Here is a 17,038-nt window from a genome sequence, read left to right as displayed (position 1 = left end):
TTGTTAAAAAATATTTAATATCCCTCTTTTTTAGGGACTGCAAAGATAGACAGAATAGTTTAATAAGCAAAGGCTTGAGAGAAAAAAGTTGTTAGCGGGAGACTATCGGTTTATTTTACTACTTTCTTTTTAACAAAATCGACATAGTTTTCATTTCTTTTCCTTCTTTAGTTTCAAACATTTCCATCACTTGAGTATTATCATCTACCATTTTAAAAGTTTCACGAACAGCAATATCCTTCCCTGTAACAACATCAGTAGCACTGCCTTTTAAATTCATTGTTTTCGATGCCTCGTCATAAGTTCCTTCTAATTGCATGATACCGGTTCCCATGTTATCAATCCAAGTGCTCAAATAAATTTTTCTCGCATTATCATAAGCTAAAGTGCTTACACCTTCAAATTGCATTCCGTCTATCATACCCTTATAAGTTCCTTGTTGGTATCTTCCCCCCAAAATCATCTTATTCTCACAGGTTGCTTTATTCACACTTGGAGAATCGGGGGAATAATAGAATGATATTTCTGCTTCCCATTTACCATCAGATTTTGCCAACATTTTATGCACTTCTCCTGGTGTCATATAATTTACCCAAGCCTTGTTCATGGCAGCGGTGTCAACCGGCATGCTAGTCGTATCTGAATCCGAAGTATTGCTATCAGTGGTGTTACCTTTTTTTTCGCTGTTACAGGCTACTGCAAGTAGCCAAACCGCGCCGAAAGCTAAATTTATAATTTTCATGTTTTTAAAATTAGGAAATAAAGTTAATTAATTATATTTCAATTGTTTATAATTCTTATACATATACATAAACAGCTGTGTAATGACTAGGAGACAAAAAGTAAAACTTATCGTTAAATACGAAGCAGTGTCATTGCTCATAAAATCAAATTCGAATACCGCACCTAAAATGTTTATAAATCCATAAAATAAAGTAGATAGGTAATACAAAATCCAAAGTCCGATTGAATAGTGCCAAAGCTTCCATTTATAATTATCAAGTTGATAGCTTCTAAGAGCGAGCCAATTAAAAATGATAATCATCAGAATTCCTGAAACAGAATTAAACGTGCCACTCTTTAAATAAATTAAGCCGTAAACTATGGCTAAGAATAAATTAAGGTAAGAGAGTTTGTGTAGCATAAAAAAAATAAACAATTTAAAAGCCTATTTGTTACTAAATTATTAAAAACATTGATTATGACAAAGCAAACGAAAATACTAACAGGTTTACTAGCGGGAGCAGCACTAGGTGCTGGAATTGCTTTAGTTTTATCAGATAAAAATGATATGAAAGAAAAAATGAGCGATTGGCTCTGCGATGTGTTATCACAATCAAAAGGCAGTTTAGGAAAAGTTAGCGGGTTGCTGAAAGATGCCTTAGCAAAAACCAGCTCGGCGACTTAAGTTAAAGTAACCTTTTAGACTATATGGACGTCAGTGAAAATTTATTTAGTTTTCAACCATCAAACAATTTTCATAATTTAATTATAGCAATTGCTGCGATAATCTTTGGCATTGTTCTGAAATATGTACTTCGTGCGTCTTTCAAGTTTGTAGCAAGGTTATGGGCAAACTTTCAAATTCAGTCAATACTTAAGCATTTAAGTGCTCCAATGGGGTTCTTTCTCCCCCTATTCTTGCTCAATCTCTCCCTGAATTTCATGTATATTTCTGACGAACTTGCATTTAAAATAAGCCGGGTTCTAGCAGTTCTGCTAACCATCAATTTTGCTATACTTTTATTAAGATTTACTAAAGTACTACAAGATTTTGCCTACCATGCATATGACTTAAATAAAGAAGACAATTTAAGAGAAAGAAAAATAAGAACACAACTACAGTTTATTAGGAAATTTTTTGCTGTTATCATTGTTCTTGTTACTGCCGCATTTATATTATTAAGCTTTGAAAGCATGCGTAAAATAGGCGCGGGTCTACTTACGGGTGTCGGAATAGGAGGCATCATTATCGGGTTTGCCGCACAAAAATCTCTTGGTAATCTGTTAGCAGGCTTTCAGATTGCGTTCACTCAACCTATTCGCATAGATGATGTGTTAGTGGTAGAAGGAGAATGGGGTAAAGTAGAAGAAATTACTTTGACTTACGTTGCTGTAAACATTTGGGATCAACGACGCCTGATCTTACCGATTACCTACTTCATCGAAAAACCTTTTCAGAATTGGACCCGGGTGTCGGCCGAGTTGCTGGGGACTGTATTCTTGTATTTGGATTACGCTACGCCAATTTCTCCATTAAGGGATGAGTTTACGAGATTGATAAAGGCTCATCCGCTCTGGGACAAACGTGCAAGTGCTGTTCAGGTTACAGACTGCAAGGATAACGTTATTGAAGTGCGTTTCTTAATGAGTGCTAAAAACTCTGGTAAAGCCTTTGATCTTCGTTGCGACATTCGAGAAGCAATGCTCGCTTTTGTACAAAGAAATTATCCTGAAAGTTTAGTTAAAACCCGTATAGATATATCAGAAAAGAAGAACACGAACGATACTCCTACAAAAAATATTTAGTACTTTTGATTGATGGATGTTTTTGGAAAGGCACTTACTGAATTTTTCAAAAAAGGAGATGCAGACATATTATGGCTACACAATTCTTATGCAGATGTGGAGGAAATGCCTGTGGAAATTTTTTTTCGATCCGAAGAAGAAATGCCTCCTTTAGAGCTTCAAGCAATTAATTTATGTTACGGTAAAGTTTTAGATGTTGGTGCCGGTGCGGGAAGTCACGCTTTATCACTACAGAAAGCTGGCTTTGATATAACTGCCATCGATATTTCTGCTGATGCTGTAGACATAATGAAGCACCGGGGTGTAAAAAAAGCTCTCACACAAAGCATTTTTTCAACTAAAGATAAATACGATACACTATTATTTCTAATGAACGGTATTGGCTTAACGGAAACATTGGCCTGCTTTGTGACCTTTCTTTCTCAAGCCAAAGAGCTTATTCATCCAAATGGACAGCTCTTATTCGATAGTTCAGATATTTCTTATTTATACGAAGAGCTACCTAAACCTGAGGGATACTTTGGAGAAATAAGCTATTGTTATGAATATCAAGGCCAAAAAGGAGATTGGTTCAATTGGTTATACCTTGATCAGGAAACCTTACAATTAACAGCTAGCCAAAATGGTTGGAAGTGCGAGATAATCTTCGAAGATGGGGAAGATCAATACTTAGCGCGTTTAACGATTAGTTAATTCGCTCTCTCCTCCCAGATACAAGCGATATTGATAATGGTTTGAACAGCTTTCTCCATGTCCTGTACAGAAATCCACTCTTGCTTACTGTGAAAAGCGTGTTCACCTGCAAATATATTAGGACAAGGCAGTCCCATAAATGACAATCTCGATCCATCGGTTCCGCCTCTTATGCTTCTTTTTATAGGTATTAGTCCGGCTCTTTCAATCGCTTCAATACCATAAGCAATTAACTGCGGATATTGATCTAATACTTTTTTCATGTTTCGATACTGCGCTGTAACCACTAACTCATAGTTCGAACTTGGATAGCTACTTAACACCTCTTTAACCACATTTTCTAATGTAAGCTCATGTGATTGCAGCAACAAGTCATCAAAATCTCTTATGATAAATTCTGCCTCCGCCCGCTCGGCATTACCGTTAATGCTTACCGGGTGAATAAAACCCTCTTTACCGCTTGTCATTTCTGGCGTTAAACTATCTTTTGGCAAAGCAGACACAACTGCTGTCAAAATTTTAATTGCGCTTTCCATTTTACCCTTTGCGAAACCGGGATGTGCACTCACCCCGTTAATAACCAGCTTCACTCCATCTGCAGAAAAAGTTTCATCCTCTACTGAGCCCAATGTTTCGCCATCAATTGTGTACGCAAAGTCGGCAGCCAATTTTTGAAGATCAACTTTATCCACTCCTCTTCCGATTTCTTCATCTGGTGTAAAGAGAATTTTTATTGTCCCGTGTTTAACCTGGGGATTAGCTTTGAAAAAAGCAATGGCTTCCATTATTTCAGCCAGGCCAGCCTTATTATCGGCACCTAAAAGGGTTGTGCCACTTGCCGTAACAATATCGTTCCCTATTTGAGCGTTTAAATCTTTATGTTCGCTAAGTCGTATAACTACATTGTGGTCGTCTGGCAACACCAGATCTTCCCCTTGGTAATTGTGATGAATAATTGGTTTTACATTTTCTCCGCTGCAATCTGGAGAGGTATCCATATGGGAACAAAAACAAAGTACTGGAACGTTTTTTATAGCGTTTGAGGGAAGTGTTGCATATACATAACCGAATTCATCATAAGCTGCATCATCAATTCCTAATTCTATTAACTCTTGAACCAAAACTTTAGCCAAATTCTTTTGTTTTGAGGTAGAAGGGTGAGTGCTTGAGGAAGGGTCGGATTGGGTATCAATTTTAGCATATTTGATAAATCTACTCTGAAGATTTTGCCCTTTATTTTGATAGAATAACATAGATTTCAAAATTAGTATAAAAATAATACAACAAAGATTTTTAATTTTGGCGACCACATAAATATCAAGCCCCGCAGATGCCGCATTTAACCCTACGCTTAAAAATAACTCTTTTCTTACTCTTTTTTTGCGTTAACAACGGATTATTCGCCCAATCTAATTTCTATAAATTTAGCATTGGAACTGGTTTTGGTTTAACCAATACTTATGCTGACACCAAAAAAACACTCATCAGTTATGCCGCCAATGCATCGCTTGATTACTATTTAACACCCTTTACGACTTTAGGTGCTGAGGTACAAAAAGGAAAATTAGAAGGCGGCGAAAACAATACAAGATATTTAAACAGGTATAATACTATGACCTTTAACACCAAGGTGTATGCTGGAGAATTTATGAGTGCTAGAGATCTTAATCACCCTTTTTTTAAAAGTATTAGAGGCTTATATACTGGTGCTGGTGTTGGAATTATCAAGAACAATGTAGATGTTGCTGAAAGAAATATTTATAAAAGTAAAAGTAAAGAGGTTATTTTTCCTTTCAATGCAGGGATAAATTTTTATTTCCTCAACCATTGGGGTTATAGCCGTTTTATTCTTAATTTGAATATCCAGGCTACCATCTCTTTAGAAGATGGAATTGATGACGATTTAAATCCATACAGCAATTTTAACGACATTTATAATTTTTTTTCGGTCGGCATAAAATATAATTTCGGTCCATTAGGATTAGATAGAAAAAGATAGTTTTGTTATTTATTCCGCATAAAAAACTAATTTAGGGGCTAATATTTTATTTTTTATATTATGAAAAGAATAGCCTTTTTGTTTCTTCTGTTTTTATCCTTAAAATCCTTCGGACAATTAACTCCTTTTGAACGGAGCAATAAAAAAGAAACTGCTCATTATAGCGAGGCTATCGCTTATTATGAGCAATTAGCAAAAGCCTTTCCGCAGCAGGCAAAATTACTCACTTATGGCAATACCGATTTTGGCAAACCCCTGCATCTAATGGTTTTATCGAAGCAAAAGGTATTCGATCCGGTTTTGGTGAGAAAAAGCGATAAAAGAATTCTTCTCATAAACAATGGAATCCATCCTGGTGAACCAGAAGGAATAGATGCAAGTATGATGCTTGCCCGAGACCTGCTAAAAAACAATGCAATTCCCGAAAATGTGGTCATCTGTATTATTCCTATCTATAACATTGATGGCAGTCACAACCGCAGCGGGACTTCTAGAGCTAACCAAAATGGTCCAATTGCTTATGGCTTTAGAGGTAACAGTAAGAATTACGATTTAAATAGAGACTTCATTAAAACGGATTCTAAAAACTCACAGGCTTTTCAGCAAATTTTCAACACTTGGAAACCAGAAATATTTGTAGATACGCATACCAGTAATGGGGCCGACTATCAATATACAATGACGCTTATTCCGACTCAAAAGGACAAGCTAAATTCTATTTTATCTAGCTACCTTACCCAAACATTAGTACCAGATCTGTATAGTCACATGAAAGGCAAAGGTTTTGAACTCATCCCCTATGTAAATTCTATAAGTGAAACTCCAGAAAGTGGAATTACAGGTTTTATAGAAGCCCCTCGCTATTCTACTGGCTATGTAGCTTTGCATAACACCATCGGCTTTATGCCCGAAACACACATGTTAAAATCATATGATAAACGTGTGGAATCGACCCAAAAATTACTACAAACTTATATTGATATAATTAAGCGTGATGCTAAAATTATTGGGGAAAATAAACGCAAAGCTGATGCTTATACCGCACAACAGAACGATTTTCCATTAGATTGGAAATTAAACCGCTCAGTTTATGACACCATTGCGTTTAAGGGTTTTGCTGCTAAACAAAAACCTAGTGAAGTAAGTGGCATAAATAGATTATATTATGATAGAGATGCTCCGTTTACGAAGTACATAAAGTATTGGGACAAATTTGAGCCAAGTATATCCGTTACAAAACCCATTGCTTATGTTATACCAAAAGCTTGGGATAAAGTAATTGCGTTACTTAAATTAAACAATGTAAAAATGCATCAGCTTGCAACAGATGTAAAACTCAGTCTGCAAATGTATTATATTGGAGAAATGAAAACGAGCACGAGGCCTTACGAAGGTCATTACCAACATTCAGCTGTTAATTTAAATCCTGTGATGCAAAACGTACAATTTTACCAAGGCGACTATGTTATTTACGTTAACCAAGCAAGCAATAGATATATTGTGGAAACCTTAGAGCCACAAGCGGTCGATTCATTCTTTAACTGGAACTTTTTCGACTCCATTTTAGGTCAAAAAGAAGGTTATTCATCTTATGTTTTTGAAGATACCGCAGCCGAACTATTAAAAAAAGACCCTGAGCTGAAGCTTAAGTTAGCGGCGGAAATACAAAAAAATCCAGACCTAGCAAAAAGCGGCAGAGGACAATTAGATTTTATTTACAAAAATTCTGATTACTTTGAAAAAACCTTTATGCGTTATCCTATCGGAAGAATGCAACATGACATTAAGTTAAATTTAAAATAAGATGATGCAATATCTAAATGAAACTCCTGTAGCTTCGATAATTTTTATTTTCACCATAATTACCAGCATTTACGCCTTCAACGATAAGCAATTATATGGCAAATTTATGCTCCACCCCTATTCGGTGTCTAAGGGTAGAAAGCTGTTTACTTTTATTTCGAGCGGGTTCATTCATGCCGATTGGATGCACCTTTTTTTCAATATGTTTACCTTCCTTGCGTTTGCCTTTCAACTAGAAATACTGATCGGCCATTGGCAGTTCGGCGTACTTTATTTTTTAAGTATGGTGTTGGCCGATATTCCATCAGTAATGAAGCACAAAGACCATTTTTGGTACAATAGCTTAGGTGCATCAGGCGCCATCAGTGCGGTCTTATTTAGTTTTATTTTATTCGACCCGTTGAGCAAGATTATGATTTTCCCTATTCCTTTCGGAATTCACGCAATCATCTTTGGGGCATTGTATTTAATATATTGTTATTATATGTCCAAACAGTCGAGGGACAATATTAACCATGATGCACACTTTTTTGGTGCAATCAGCGGGCTAATTTTTACGGTGATTTTTGTACCAGGGGTTATCCCTCATTTTCTAAAAATCTTAAGTGTGTGGGTAAATGCGGGTCGTTAAAATAACTCAATGGGGCACTCGGGTCTTTGATAATCTCGAACAAGGTATGCCCCCAGGGTTTCCAAAAATTCTCTAGCACCTGCGCATATGTTTTGTGCGCCCAAACATCAAAAAGCGCTTTATTTTGTGTGCCTTTAAGCGGCATTGCATCTATATAAATGGTGCCGTGTGCGGGCATAATATTATACTCCGGCAAGCGATTAAAAAGATAGGCGGAGTAAAAGAAACGTGCAGCTATTTCCTCAAACTGTTGTTCTGACAGCTTTGTATCATTTATAGATTCAAGAATTTCGTGATGATATCTTTTATTTGTTCCATTATCTTGTAAACAAGCGATTATACCAAAATCTTTAAACTTTAATGAAAAGGTTAGCGTATTAATTTCGTCTCTGAAACTAAATGCTGTATTTGTTTCTGCTAAAGGAACAATTATGATAGACCAGGGAGTGAATTCTTCGAAAACAACTGGCTTGTAAATACCCTGCAGCATAGTGTGCAGATTGCCAAATTTATGCATTAACCCTTGCGACATATTCATGCCGTCGCCGCTAAGTTGATTTAAACGGATCGCGCCTTGCATTTCGATATACAGAAAGCTATACATCAGCTTACCTATCCAATTAAATAAGTCTACGTCTTCCAAGTTCGCTAATCCTGCATATCCCTTTTCAAAGGCCGCAGCTATTTTATTTTCCAAAGGAGATATAAAATTAGCATACACCTGGGGGCTTGTTGGAACGGTTAAACTTTGATAGGTCCGAATACTTTCATCCAAAAGCTTTATCTGTTCGTCGCCAGTTAAATTAGCCATTTTGATTAACCATTCTGGCAAAACACGACTCGGTTCAACAGGGCTCTCGCCACTTAGGAAACACAGTTGGTTTTTAAAATCGAAGCTTTTGAACGGTTGATAGATTGCAGTATTCATGATGATGCAAAACTAGGCATTATAGTTCATTTTCTACAAATTCGACCTATTCTTATAACTTATTCGTAAATTTAATGATAACCACCTGAGTTTTATCAGGCTAGGGTCTAACAAAGTCTGAGTAAACTCTAACAATAGTCTAACAACATACTAAACTCTTATAGCCAATATACTTAAGCCAACAGGGAATTATTTAGACTTTAAATATTAATAATTGTTGTAAAAACTACTGATTTCGCTTATCAATTGGCTATAAATAGGCTTAGTGAATTCTACAAACAATGCACCTGGCGAAGGAGGCATTACTTCTTTCCTTTTGCTAATTGCTAATTGATGTTTGGTTAATGCCCTTTCGTCTCCTTTATAACTTGCCCATTGGTCTTCCCAAACATAGGTACCAGTCAATTTTCGCTGACGAACAACTTTATTGCTATTGTAATCTATCACGGTCATATCTAACAGACCCGATGAAGCTACTTTTTTATCAAAAATACTTAAGGTGGCCTTTACAGTTCCGTAAATTGGTCCACTAGCTCTACTTTCTCCTATCTTAACGCTATCTTTTGCTAATTTCTCCACACGTTCCTTCACATAAGTTTGTCCAACTACAAAATCATCAAATCTTAAGCGCATAATTTGGTCTGGAACAATTCTTTGTTTGCTTGCTTGTCGCTCATCATAAAAGATGACAAACTTATTGTATTGATAATTATTCATCCACTCACTTACCCTTTGTTGGAAATATTCATTCCCCTCCTGGTAATACTCACTGTTAACCCTGGCAGGTTGTACCACTACTTTCAATACCGCAGCGTTATAAGCTTCATTTATTTTTTGCTGGGTATCTTTGTAATTGGCATATAGCTGTTGGGTTCTTTCAAAGTTTTGATAAGCTTTTCTAGCGCTTAACTTATCACCAGCATTTAATAATTGAACCCCTAAAGCATAGCGTACTGCAGCTGCTTTAAACTTGCTATCGGCTAGTTCGGCAATAAATCTTTGTGGATTGGGGACCACAGTAAGACATGCTGGACAGCTATTTATCTGGTTGCTTAACTGGTTTATTTGCTCGTAAGCGCTGATTACGGATTCCCAGCGCAACACATCTGAGGACATTTTTGCTTCATCGATGTTTCTTAAATGTTGTGCTAATGAAAGCTCGTACGCTGATGCCAGAACTTCTCGCGCTTCTTTATTTTGAGGTGAGTTTTGTAAGCGATTTACGGCCTTAACAACTGATGTGTTATAGTTGCCTTTTTGTAATGCGTTTTTTCCGGTGGTACATCCAACAATTAGTATGGATAAATAAATAAAATACCGTAATCTTGAAATAGTTTTCATGGCCTTTACGTTAACATGAACAATTAATTTGCGTATAACAATTAGACGATAAAAATGAGAATAAGTTGCAAGCAGTTTGAATTAACATTAAAACATCCCTTTTCGATCGCTAAATTTACTAGAACAAGCACGCCATTAATGTTGCTAAAGATTGAACATGAGGGAGTTACAGGTTATGGCGAAGCAAGCATGGTCCCGTATATGGGTGAGAGTTATGAGAGCGCCACTCATTTTTTAAGCTTGATCGATTGGACGCAAATCCGATATCCTTTTAACTTTCAAGAAATCATTGCTTATTTAGATAGTTTAACACCTGGTCAGCCTGCCATAAAAGCTGCTATTGATATTGCTTTGAACGACATTCATGGGAAGATTAGCCATCAACCCTGTTATTCAATTTATGGAGCCGAGCCGAAAAATATGCCTCTTACTTCCTATACTGTGGGTATAGATACACCTGAGGTAATTAGAGAAAAATTGAAAGATGCTGCCGCATTTAGAGTAATTAAGGTAAAGTTAGGGCGAGACAATGATAAGGAACTAATTCACACAATACGAAGTGTAACCAACTTACCACTTTATGTAGATGCAAACCAGGGCTGGACGGACAGGAAACAAGCGATAGACATGGTATATTGGTTGCATGACCAAGGCGTTTTGCTGATTGAGCAACCGATGGATAAAGACAACTTAGACGGGAATGCCTGGCTGACTGAACGCAGTCCGATCCCTATTTTAGCTGACGAGGCAGTACAACGCTTAGCGGATATGGACAAGCTCAAAGGAGCCTACCATGGAATTAATGTGAAGTTAATGAAAAGCTGCGGGATGTATGAGGGTCATCAAATGATATTGAAGGCCAGAAGTTTTGGAATGAAGGTTTTGATTGGTTGCATGAGTGAAACCTCTATTGCTACACTTGCAGGGATTGCCTTGGCACCGCTTTGCGATTGGGCAGACTTAGATGGGCCTTGGCTAACGACCAATAATCCTTTTGACACCCCTATGCTCAAAGATGGAAGATATGTTTTAAATGACTTACCAGGCTTAGGGCTAACAGGGGTTAAAGAAGGGTTATTCTGAAGTAGAGAATAGAGATGGAAATCTATTCTCTATTCTTAAAGCTTTTAACCAACTGGATTTTAAAGTAAAGAATTGCACAAAATGTGCCAACAAAAAAAGCAACTATCAATAAGCTGTCATTTTTGAAGGCCCAGCCCATTCCTATAATTGACAAGATAAGAACGAGATTGTAAAACACATTTAAGGCAAGTTTCTTAGCCATGGTTAGTACACTGGCATGTTAGGATCAAATGCCTCTTGCCAGGCCAAAATCCCACCTTTAAGATTATAAAGGTTGTCGAATCCGTGTAATTGCTCCAATTGCATGACAGCAGCAGCACTTCTTTTTCCGCTACGACATTGTATTATAACAGGTTTATCTGTTGCAATTTTATCCGTTTCGATTAAAATACCACCCAGCGGAATATTTAATCCATCTAGATTTGATGTTTCATACTCGAAAGTCTCTCTAACATCAATCAGTTGAAAATCTTCTTTGTTATCGATTTTTTGTTTCAATTCTTGTACTGAAATCTCTTTCATGTTCTTTGTTTTTTACAAACTTAGATAAATTACTGCTATATGCAATATAGAAAAAACCATTATTTAGATCCAGTTAATTGTGTAATAGGGATCTTTATCTTTTGAATGACCGAATTACCATCCCTAAAGGAGACATAATACAGATATTCGGTTTTTTCATCATAAAAGGGGTTGGTATCGAAACTGGATCCATTAACTTTGGGCCCTAGATTCTTAGGCTCCGACCAATTTTTCCAAGTATCATCTAAACGCGTGCTTACATAAAGATCAAAACCACCATAGCCACTATAACCGTTGCTAGTAAAAATTAAGGTTTTATTATCACTTAATAAAAAAGGATTGGTTTCATCTCCCGCTGTGTTCAAACCTTTACCCATGTTTTGAAGAATTCCAAAAACTGTTTCATCTTTAGGTTGGGTATAATAAAGATCAAACCCTCCTATTGTTAAGTCAGATTCTACTCCAAAAAGTATTCGTTTACCATCTTTGGTTAAAAATGCGTCTGCGTAATCTCCATAATTGCTATAAGCAGTAATTTTCAAGGGCTTGTAATAGGCATACAAACCTTCATTCAACTTGAAAAAGTCGAAACCCAATTCATCTCCACCCCGTCTAAATTTATTTTCACTTCCCATGAGTATGATTTTAGACTCAGGTGCATAGCCTAAAATGTAATTCAGCTTTTTATCATTTCTAATCTTCTTTGTGATATCTAATATTTCGGTAGGCTTTTCGAGATCAACAGCGTGAATTTCTCCCGCTTTTTCGTACCTGCTAATAGTATAATATAGCTGGTTGTCGAAAACGATAATGGAACTTAAATCGTAATCGAGCCTGGGTGAATAAATTAGATTGACTGCCGGGCTTAGGTCTTCGGCACCCTCCATTATATTTATCTGGGGCTGTATAGGATCATCGCTATCAGAAATTGCGATTGCATCTATCTGTTTTTGACCTGGTTTTAATCCAAAATTAAAATCCACCCGTACAACCTTTACATTATTTTCAGATGTTTGTAAATGAATGTATTCAATATCGGCGTTGTTTTCCACATTTTGAGCAATCTCTATTTTTCTTCTCTTTTTATTAAAATAGTATGCTCTATCTGTGTTCCCCTGTGTTTGCAAAGAAGTCATCCATCGCATAAAACCTCCCATTTTTTTTCGCACAGTATGTAATTTCCCCGAACCATCGCCCACCTGGACCCGGGTTACACAGCCAGCGTTTAAGTTTTCGAATATGGCGATTTGTTGAACTGTTTGTGCATTTTCAAATTCCACTTCAACGAAGGCGCTGCCCAAAGCATCTTTAGCAACCCATGCATTAGCGCTAGCCCCCCCTTGAGGAAAAGCATCAGGTTTACCAACAATTCGTTTGACACTATTTAATTTACCGCCTAAATCTGAGGAATACTTAAGAACTTTGGCGGCATATTGAATTTGCTGAGCATGTACAAGCAACGGAAATGCTAAGAAGCAGAGGTAAATTTTTTTCATAAAATTCAATTTAGGACTTGCGAAATTTTCCTTTCTCTATCCCGGACCAATTTCGTAAGTTGCATTATCTAAAATCCTAGCGAATCCTAGCAAAAAACGGCTGCAGGAAAACCTGCAACCGAACCATAAACAATGTTGCCTTGCACAACTAGTTGTTAACCTTAATTTTTTCTACTTTTTTGCCTTTAAAAGCAAAAATGAACTCACCATTCTCGGTAATATCAATTCCATCACCGTATCGATCACTTCCCCCTTTACCTTTTGATTCAACCTTACCTTTAATGTCACCATTGGTCATATCAACTCCATAAATTACATTTTTCGAGTTCTTCTGATTGCGCAGGAAATAGTTTCCACCAATTTCATAGAAAAAATCTACATCTGGCAACTTATCAGTGGCATAAACTCTTTTCCCATCCGCTTTTTTATAGCTTGCCAATCCCTTTTCGGATAATACCACCACATTCTCGTTAAAATCTATTACATCAGTTGCTTTGCCAACTCTCGCATCATTATGCTTCACATCAAACAATTGTTTACCTGAGGAAATATCGTACGAATAGAATTGATCTCCATCGCCGACAAAAACCGTTTTCCCCTCGTGGATAATCATATCAGTAATTCTTTTATCGAATTTCTCGGAGCGCCATACTGTTTGTCCCGTTTTATCATCCAAAGAAAGAATGCCGTTCTTCTGGGCCATATGGTCGGTATAAATCTTGTATTGGGTTTCCGTTCCACTAGTTGTCCGTCTCGTTACAATCTCCTGAACTTCCACTTTACCCCCAACTTGTACCATTACACGATCGTTTGTTCGGTAAACATTGGGCATCGAAAATGCACCCGCAATCTTCTCTGAAGCCCATAAAAGCTTTCCAGTGGCCAAATCATGTTTTTCTACATATTTAGTTCGACTCCTGTTCGCAAAAATTACAATGTAAACCGCATCGTTTGTAAATATCGGATCTGCTAACGTTCCATAGATTCCTTTTTGGTTTTTATTTCCCAAAAGGCTCGAGGACTTAGACATATCATTTTCATAGTCGACTTCCCAGATTTTTTGCCCGTTGTCAGCGTTGAAGCATTGCAACCCGTCTAACCATAAAAACACCTTGTCTCCTCGAACATCAAGGTTTACCAATGCTTCTCTAGTAATTAATTTTTTCTCAATAGTCCCCCTAAATGTCGCATCCCATAAAATTTCACCATTGGCCGCATTGATTTTAACCAGCTGGTTTTTAAACCCTGAAAATAGCGCAGCCAATGCAGTTGGCTTGTAATTGATCATTACAATTTCATTCTTGCTTTTATTATAAACATACTTGCCAATGCTACCTTTAAATAATTTCGTTTCCCATATCTTCTCACCTGTTTTTGCATTTACCATATTCAATCCATCCTTTTGCGCAATCATAAACGCATCCAGCTCATTGATATAATTTACGGTTTCTACTGGCCCTCCGCCTTTTGCTAGCAAGTTTTGATAGTTTTCAGAATTCCACATCTCCTTACCGCTTTTCACATCTATTACCGCGATTCTATCAGTACCCAATTTTCTGCTATCGAATAAAAAAAGATAACCTCCATCTTTATTCCTAATATAGTATTGGAATTCTGATGAGTTAGTCTTATTGGTAGTAATTTTCTTGTAATCACCTTCCCAAATCTGTTTCCCATCTCCGTTAAGAACAGTTGCCGAATTTCCGTCTGTTCCTAAAATAAAGGTACCCTCTTGGTTAATCATTGAGATCACATTTGCTTTATTGGAAAATTCTGATTCCCATACAGTTTTAAAATTGCCCGTTTTTTTACTCTGGGCTTTTGCTATTACGCTACAAGTGACGAAAAGCAGGGATAAAATAATTAGTTTTCTGTTCATGGTTTTTAGTTTTTATTATTCAATGTTTATAGTTTGTCTAATTTTATATCGCTGTTGCTTTGGCAATTTAAATTCAAACTTGTGGGATAAGACGGTGTCTGATAGATATTCGATAAAATCGATGTCCTTGATATCGCTGTCTACTTTAAAGAAAGATGATAGCTTTCCATTTTGCACTACTGCGATATCTACAATGATATAGCCTCTAACTGTCGAGAACTTTTTACGCATCTTTTTTACAAAATTTTTATCCTTGACCAAGGCCTCAATTTCTTTTGTTACAGCTTCCTGTACTTGTTCTTCTTCTGTTAAAGTAACTCTCTTTTGTGCAAATGATGTCATGCTGACTAAGAAGCAAAAACCAAATGTTAGCAGAACAAATTTTAAGAATGATAGCTTTTGCATAATGGGTACGTTTTTATTCTTAGCCAAAATTGAGTTAAAAAATTAGCTAGATAAATACCCATCAACTGGTATTTTGACATACCCAATAGCACGTAGTTCATCATTATTTTTTTCAAAAGAATGTAACAACTTGCTTGTTAAAACGTTTAATAATAAATTCTTTTACTTTGCGCTCATATGAATAGCATCTCTCGCTTCTTTTGGTTCTGCTCTGGAACACATCAAGAAACATTAGAAAAACATCCTACAGAAGAAAACAAATATGTAGGTATTGGTGCCACCATATTTTTTACTGGCTTGTTCGCTGCTTTGTCTGGCGGATATGCCATGTACTTTGTTTTTAAAGGAGGGGATTTTGCCTGGTTGTTTGCTGTTTTATTTGGAATAATCTGGGGCTTAGCCATTTTTAATATGGATCGATATATTGTATCGAGCATCAATAAAAATGTCTCAACTAATAGGCAGCTCTTACAAGCAACTCCTAGAATTTTATTAGCCATTATGATTGGAATGGTTATATCAAGGCCCTTAGAGTTAAAGATATTTGACAAAGAGATTAAGGAGCGTCTAAAAGTTAGTTATTTGAATGGTCAACGAGCAAAAATAGACACATTGAATAATGCCTTTAGTAAAAAATATACCATTGAACTCGACAAGTTAAATGACCTTAAAACACAAAGAGATTCTTTAGCAGCAGCGATAAAATCGGACCAGCAAAAGTTAAATTTCGAGATTTTTGGAAATAAAACAACAGAAACGTCAGGTGTAATGGGTTATGGACCTTATGCAAAAAGAAAAGAACAAGAACTTAAGCAAAGAGAGCAAAATCTAGATACCTTAACCAATGATGTTAGGAGCTTGGAGAAATTTATAGATGGCAGAAAACAGTTTGATGGTTTAATGACAGAAAAATTGTACACCAGTAAACAATTGGACAGTTTAAGCAATATTGCAGGCTTTGCCGATCGCAATTGGGCGCTTGGACAATTAAGCTTCAATGCCGACGGAACCAAAGACACCAACACTGCGATTGCGGTAACTTTTATAGGTCTTTTATTTATCTTTTTTGAATGCTTACCAGTTTTTGTGAAATTAATGAGCAGTCCTGGTCCGTATGACAAATCCATTGAAAGTATGGAAACCGTTCAAATGTATGATGCGGGGAAAGACAAAGATTTTGGAATTGAAGTTGCCGACGGAATTCATGAAACGCGAACCAGTACTGAAATAGAACGCCGTAAAGAGCAACTAAGAGGGGGTTAGGGAACGAACGGTCATTGGATTCTTAACATTTCGATATGTTCGATCCCGTCTTCCAAGTAAACTTCACTAGTTTGTACAAAACCAAATCCTTCATAAAACTTCTTTAAGTAGAGTTGGGCGCCAATTTTAATACATTTTGCGGCAAACGCAATTACTGCTTTCTCGATGGCTCTCTCCAACAAAGTTACGCCTATTCCTTTACCCCGGTAACTTGGCGATGTGATTACCCGCCCAATACTGGTCTCTTCATATGATATACCTGGAGGGAGAACTCTACAGTAAGCGGCTAATCTATCGTCCTCAAAGGCCATTAGATGAAAAGATTCTAAGTCTTTATTGTCAATATCTTCATAAACGCAATTTTGCTCTACGACAAAAACCTCATTCCGTAGTTGCAAAATTGCGTAAAGCTCTCTAGTTGTCAGCTCATCAAAGGCTTTATAGATCCAAATAAGGTTCATTTGTT

At 36.7% G+C, this 17,038-nt stretch carries 18 protein-coding genes; 8 read left to right on the top strand and 10 right to left on the bottom strand.

The genetic code is table 11. The features are described 5' to 3' along the window. Positions 1–118 precede the first annotated feature (118 nt). Positions 119–742, bottom strand: a complete 624-nt coding sequence (locus BM207_RS10925; protein ID WP_090993874.1) for a DUF1579 domain-containing protein — start codon at positions 740–742, stop codon at positions 119–121. 459 nt (positions 743–1,201) lie between these two features. Here BM207_RS10925 and BM207_RS10915 point away from each other — a divergent pair, with 459 nt between their 5' ends. From BM207_RS10915 to BM207_RS10905, 3 genes are read left to right on the top strand one after another with little or no spacing between them, the layout of a single operon-like run. Continuing rightward, positions 1,202–1,408 carry a hypothetical protein gene (locus BM207_RS10915; RefSeq protein WP_090993870.1) on the top strand — a complete coding sequence of 69 codons (207 nt, stop codon included), beginning with the start codon at positions 1,202–1,204 and terminating at the stop codon, positions 1,406–1,408. Between the two features lie 23 nt (positions 1,409–1,431). Then, positions 1,432–2,529 carry a mechanosensitive ion channel family protein gene (locus BM207_RS10910; RefSeq protein WP_090993868.1) on the top strand — a complete coding sequence of 366 codons (1,098 nt, stop codon included), beginning with the start codon at positions 1,432–1,434 and terminating at the stop codon, positions 2,527–2,529. 12 nt (positions 2,530–2,541) lie between these two features. Further along, a complete protein-coding gene (locus BM207_RS10905) occupies positions 2,542–3,222 on the top strand; it encodes a class I SAM-dependent methyltransferase (RefSeq protein ID WP_090993866.1) in 681 nt (226 codons plus the stop codon). On the opposite strand, the gene pepT is transcribed toward BM207_RS10905, so the two are convergent. After that, a complete protein-coding gene (pepT, locus tag BM207_RS10900) occupies positions 3,219–4,475 on the bottom strand; it encodes a peptidase T (RefSeq protein ID WP_090993864.1) in 1,257 nt (418 codons plus the stop codon). The two genes, BM207_RS10905 and pepT, sit on opposite strands and share 4 nt — an antisense overlap. Before the next feature lie 77 nt (positions 4,476–4,552). Between pepT and BM207_RS10895 the strand changes: the two genes are divergently transcribed. From BM207_RS10895 to BM207_RS10885, 3 genes are read left to right on the top strand one after another with little or no spacing between them, the layout of a single operon-like run. Continuing rightward, positions 4,553–5,221: an outer membrane beta-barrel protein gene (locus tag BM207_RS10895; protein ID WP_090993863.1), complete on the top strand. Its 669-nt coding sequence runs from the start codon at positions 4,553–4,555 to the stop codon at positions 5,219–5,221. A 60-nt stretch (positions 5,222–5,281) separates the two neighbouring features. Further along, positions 5,282–7,024, top strand: coding sequence for a M14 family metallopeptidase (locus tag BM207_RS10890; RefSeq protein WP_090993861.1), 1,743 nt, complete (start codon positions 5,282–5,284; stop codon positions 7,022–7,024). Positions 7,025–7,028: 4 nt separating this feature from the next. After that, the gene (locus tag BM207_RS10885; RefSeq protein WP_090993971.1) at positions 7,029–7,655 is read left to right on the top strand and encodes a rhomboid family intramembrane serine protease; all 627 of its coding nucleotides are present in this window, start codon (positions 7,029–7,031) and stop codon (positions 7,653–7,655) included. On the opposite strand, the gene BM207_RS10880 is transcribed toward BM207_RS10885, so the two are convergent. Then, positions 7,603–8,583, bottom strand: a complete 981-nt coding sequence (locus tag BM207_RS10880; protein ID WP_090993859.1) for a hypothetical protein — start codon at positions 8,581–8,583, stop codon at positions 7,603–7,605. The genes BM207_RS10885 and BM207_RS10880 overlap by 53 nt on opposite strands. Before the next feature lie 207 nt (positions 8,584–8,790). Next, positions 8,791–9,924, bottom strand: coding sequence for a hypothetical protein (locus BM207_RS10875; protein WP_090993857.1), 1,134 nt, complete (start codon positions 9,922–9,924; stop codon positions 8,791–8,793). A 54-nt stretch (positions 9,925–9,978) separates the two neighbouring features. Here BM207_RS10875 and BM207_RS10870 point away from each other — a divergent pair, with 54 nt between their 5' ends. After that, entirely contained in the window at positions 9,979–11,007 is a 1,029-nt protein-coding gene (locus tag BM207_RS10870; RefSeq protein WP_090993855.1) for a dipeptide epimerase, read from the top strand. A 22-nt stretch (positions 11,008–11,029) separates the two neighbouring features. On the opposite strand, the gene BM207_RS19265 is transcribed toward BM207_RS10870, so the two are convergent. From BM207_RS19265 to BM207_RS10845, 5 genes are all read right to left on the bottom strand, one after another. Continuing rightward, the gene (locus BM207_RS19265; RefSeq protein WP_090993853.1) at positions 11,030–11,209 is read right to left on the bottom strand and encodes a DUF6358 family protein; all 180 of its coding nucleotides are present in this window, start codon (positions 11,207–11,209) and stop codon (positions 11,030–11,032) included. Positions 11,210–11,211: 2 nt separating this feature from the next. Further along, on the bottom strand, positions 11,212–11,529 hold the full coding sequence (locus BM207_RS10860) for a rhodanese-like domain-containing protein (RefSeq protein WP_090993851.1): 318 nt from the start codon (positions 11,527–11,529) through the stop codon (positions 11,212–11,214). Positions 11,530–11,588: 59 nt separating this feature from the next. Further along, complete coding sequence (locus tag BM207_RS10855; protein ID WP_090993849.1) at positions 11,589–13,025, bottom strand: TolB-like translocation protein; 1,437 nt, start codon at positions 13,023–13,025, stop codon at positions 11,589–11,591. 148 nt (positions 13,026–13,173) lie between these two features. Continuing rightward, complete coding sequence (locus BM207_RS10850) at positions 13,174–14,904, bottom strand: outer membrane protein assembly factor BamB family protein (protein ID WP_090993847.1); 1,731 nt, start codon at positions 14,902–14,904, stop codon at positions 13,174–13,176. A gap of 15 nt (positions 14,905–14,919) precedes the next feature. Then, positions 14,920–15,246: a hypothetical protein gene (locus BM207_RS10845; RefSeq protein ID WP_090993845.1), complete on the bottom strand. Its 327-nt coding sequence runs from the start codon at positions 15,244–15,246 to the stop codon at positions 14,920–14,922. A 240-nt stretch (positions 15,247–15,486) separates the two neighbouring features. On the opposite strand from BM207_RS10845, the gene BM207_RS10840 reads away from it, so the two are divergent. Next, positions 15,487–16,572 (top strand): DUF4407 domain-containing protein, encoded by a 1,086-nt coding sequence (locus tag BM207_RS10840; RefSeq protein ID WP_090993843.1) that lies wholly within the window; start codon positions 15,487–15,489, stop codon positions 16,570–16,572. Between the two features lie 11 nt (positions 16,573–16,583). Here BM207_RS10840 and BM207_RS10835 read toward each other — a convergent pair whose 3' ends face one another. Then, positions 16,584–17,033 carry a GNAT family N-acetyltransferase gene (locus BM207_RS10835; RefSeq protein ID WP_090993840.1) on the bottom strand — a complete coding sequence of 150 codons (450 nt, stop codon included), beginning with the start codon at positions 17,031–17,033 and terminating at the stop codon, positions 16,584–16,586. Between the last annotated feature and the right edge of the window lie 5 nt (positions 17,034–17,038).

The organism is Pedobacter insulae, from assembly GCF_900113525.1.
GTDB lineage: Bacteria > Bacteroidota > Bacteroidia > Sphingobacteriales > Sphingobacteriaceae > Pedobacter > Pedobacter insulae.
Note: the sequence above shows the minus strand (reverse complement) of the source record. Positions and strands in the feature narration are given on the sequence as shown.

Coding starts and splice junctions, on each gene's coding strand:
- BM207_RS10925 (WP_090993874.1), bottom strand. CDS start 742: ATGAAAATTATAAATTTAGCTTTCGGCGCGGTTTGGCTACTTGCAGTA.
- BM207_RS10915 (WP_090993870.1), top strand. CDS start 1,202: ATGACAAAGCAAACGAAAATACTAACAGGTTTACTAGCGGGAGCAGCA.
- BM207_RS10910 (WP_090993868.1), top strand. CDS start 1,432: ATGGACGTCAGTGAAAATTTATTTAGTTTTCAACCATCAAACAATTTT.
- BM207_RS10905 (WP_090993866.1), top strand. CDS start 2,542: ATGGATGTTTTTGGAAAGGCACTTACTGAATTTTTCAAAAAAGGAGAT.
- pepT (WP_090993864.1), bottom strand. CDS start 4,475: ATGTTATTCTATCAAAATAAAGGGCAAAATCTTCAGAGTAGATTTATC.
- BM207_RS10895 (WP_090993863.1), top strand. CDS start 4,553: ATGCCGCATTTAACCCTACGCTTAAAAATAACTCTTTTCTTACTCTTT.
- BM207_RS10890 (WP_090993861.1), top strand. CDS start 5,282: ATGAAAAGAATAGCCTTTTTGTTTCTTCTGTTTTTATCCTTAAAATCC.
- BM207_RS10885 (WP_090993971.1), top strand. CDS start 7,029: ATGCAATATCTAAATGAAACTCCTGTAGCTTCGATAATTTTTATTTTC.
- BM207_RS10880 (WP_090993859.1), bottom strand. CDS start 8,583: ATGAATACTGCAATCTATCAACCGTTCAAAAGCTTCGATTTTAAAAAC.
- BM207_RS10875 (WP_090993857.1), bottom strand. CDS start 9,924: ATGAAAACTATTTCAAGATTACGGTATTTTATTTATTTATCCATACTA.
- BM207_RS10870 (WP_090993855.1), top strand. CDS start 9,979: ATGAGAATAAGTTGCAAGCAGTTTGAATTAACATTAAAACATCCCTTT.
- BM207_RS19265 (WP_090993853.1), bottom strand. CDS start 11,209: ATGGCTAAGAAACTTGCCTTAAATGTGTTTTACAATCTCGTTCTTATC.
- BM207_RS10860 (WP_090993851.1), bottom strand. CDS start 11,529: ATGAAAGAGATTTCAGTACAAGAATTGAAACAAAAAATCGATAACAAA.
- BM207_RS10855 (WP_090993849.1), bottom strand. CDS start 13,025: ATGAAAAAAATTTACCTCTGCTTCTTAGCATTTCCGTTGCTTGTACAT.
- BM207_RS10850 (WP_090993847.1), bottom strand. CDS start 14,904: ATGAACAGAAAACTAATTATTTTATCCCTGCTTTTCGTCACTTGTAGC.
- BM207_RS10845 (WP_090993845.1), bottom strand. CDS start 15,246: ATGACATCATTTGCACAAAAGAGAGTTACTTTAACAGAAGAAGAACAA.
- BM207_RS10840 (WP_090993843.1), top strand. CDS start 15,487: ATGAATAGCATCTCTCGCTTCTTTTGGTTCTGCTCTGGAACACATCAA.
- BM207_RS10835 (WP_090993840.1), bottom strand. CDS start 17,033: ATGAACCTTATTTGGATCTATAAAGCCTTTGATGAGCTGACAACTAGA.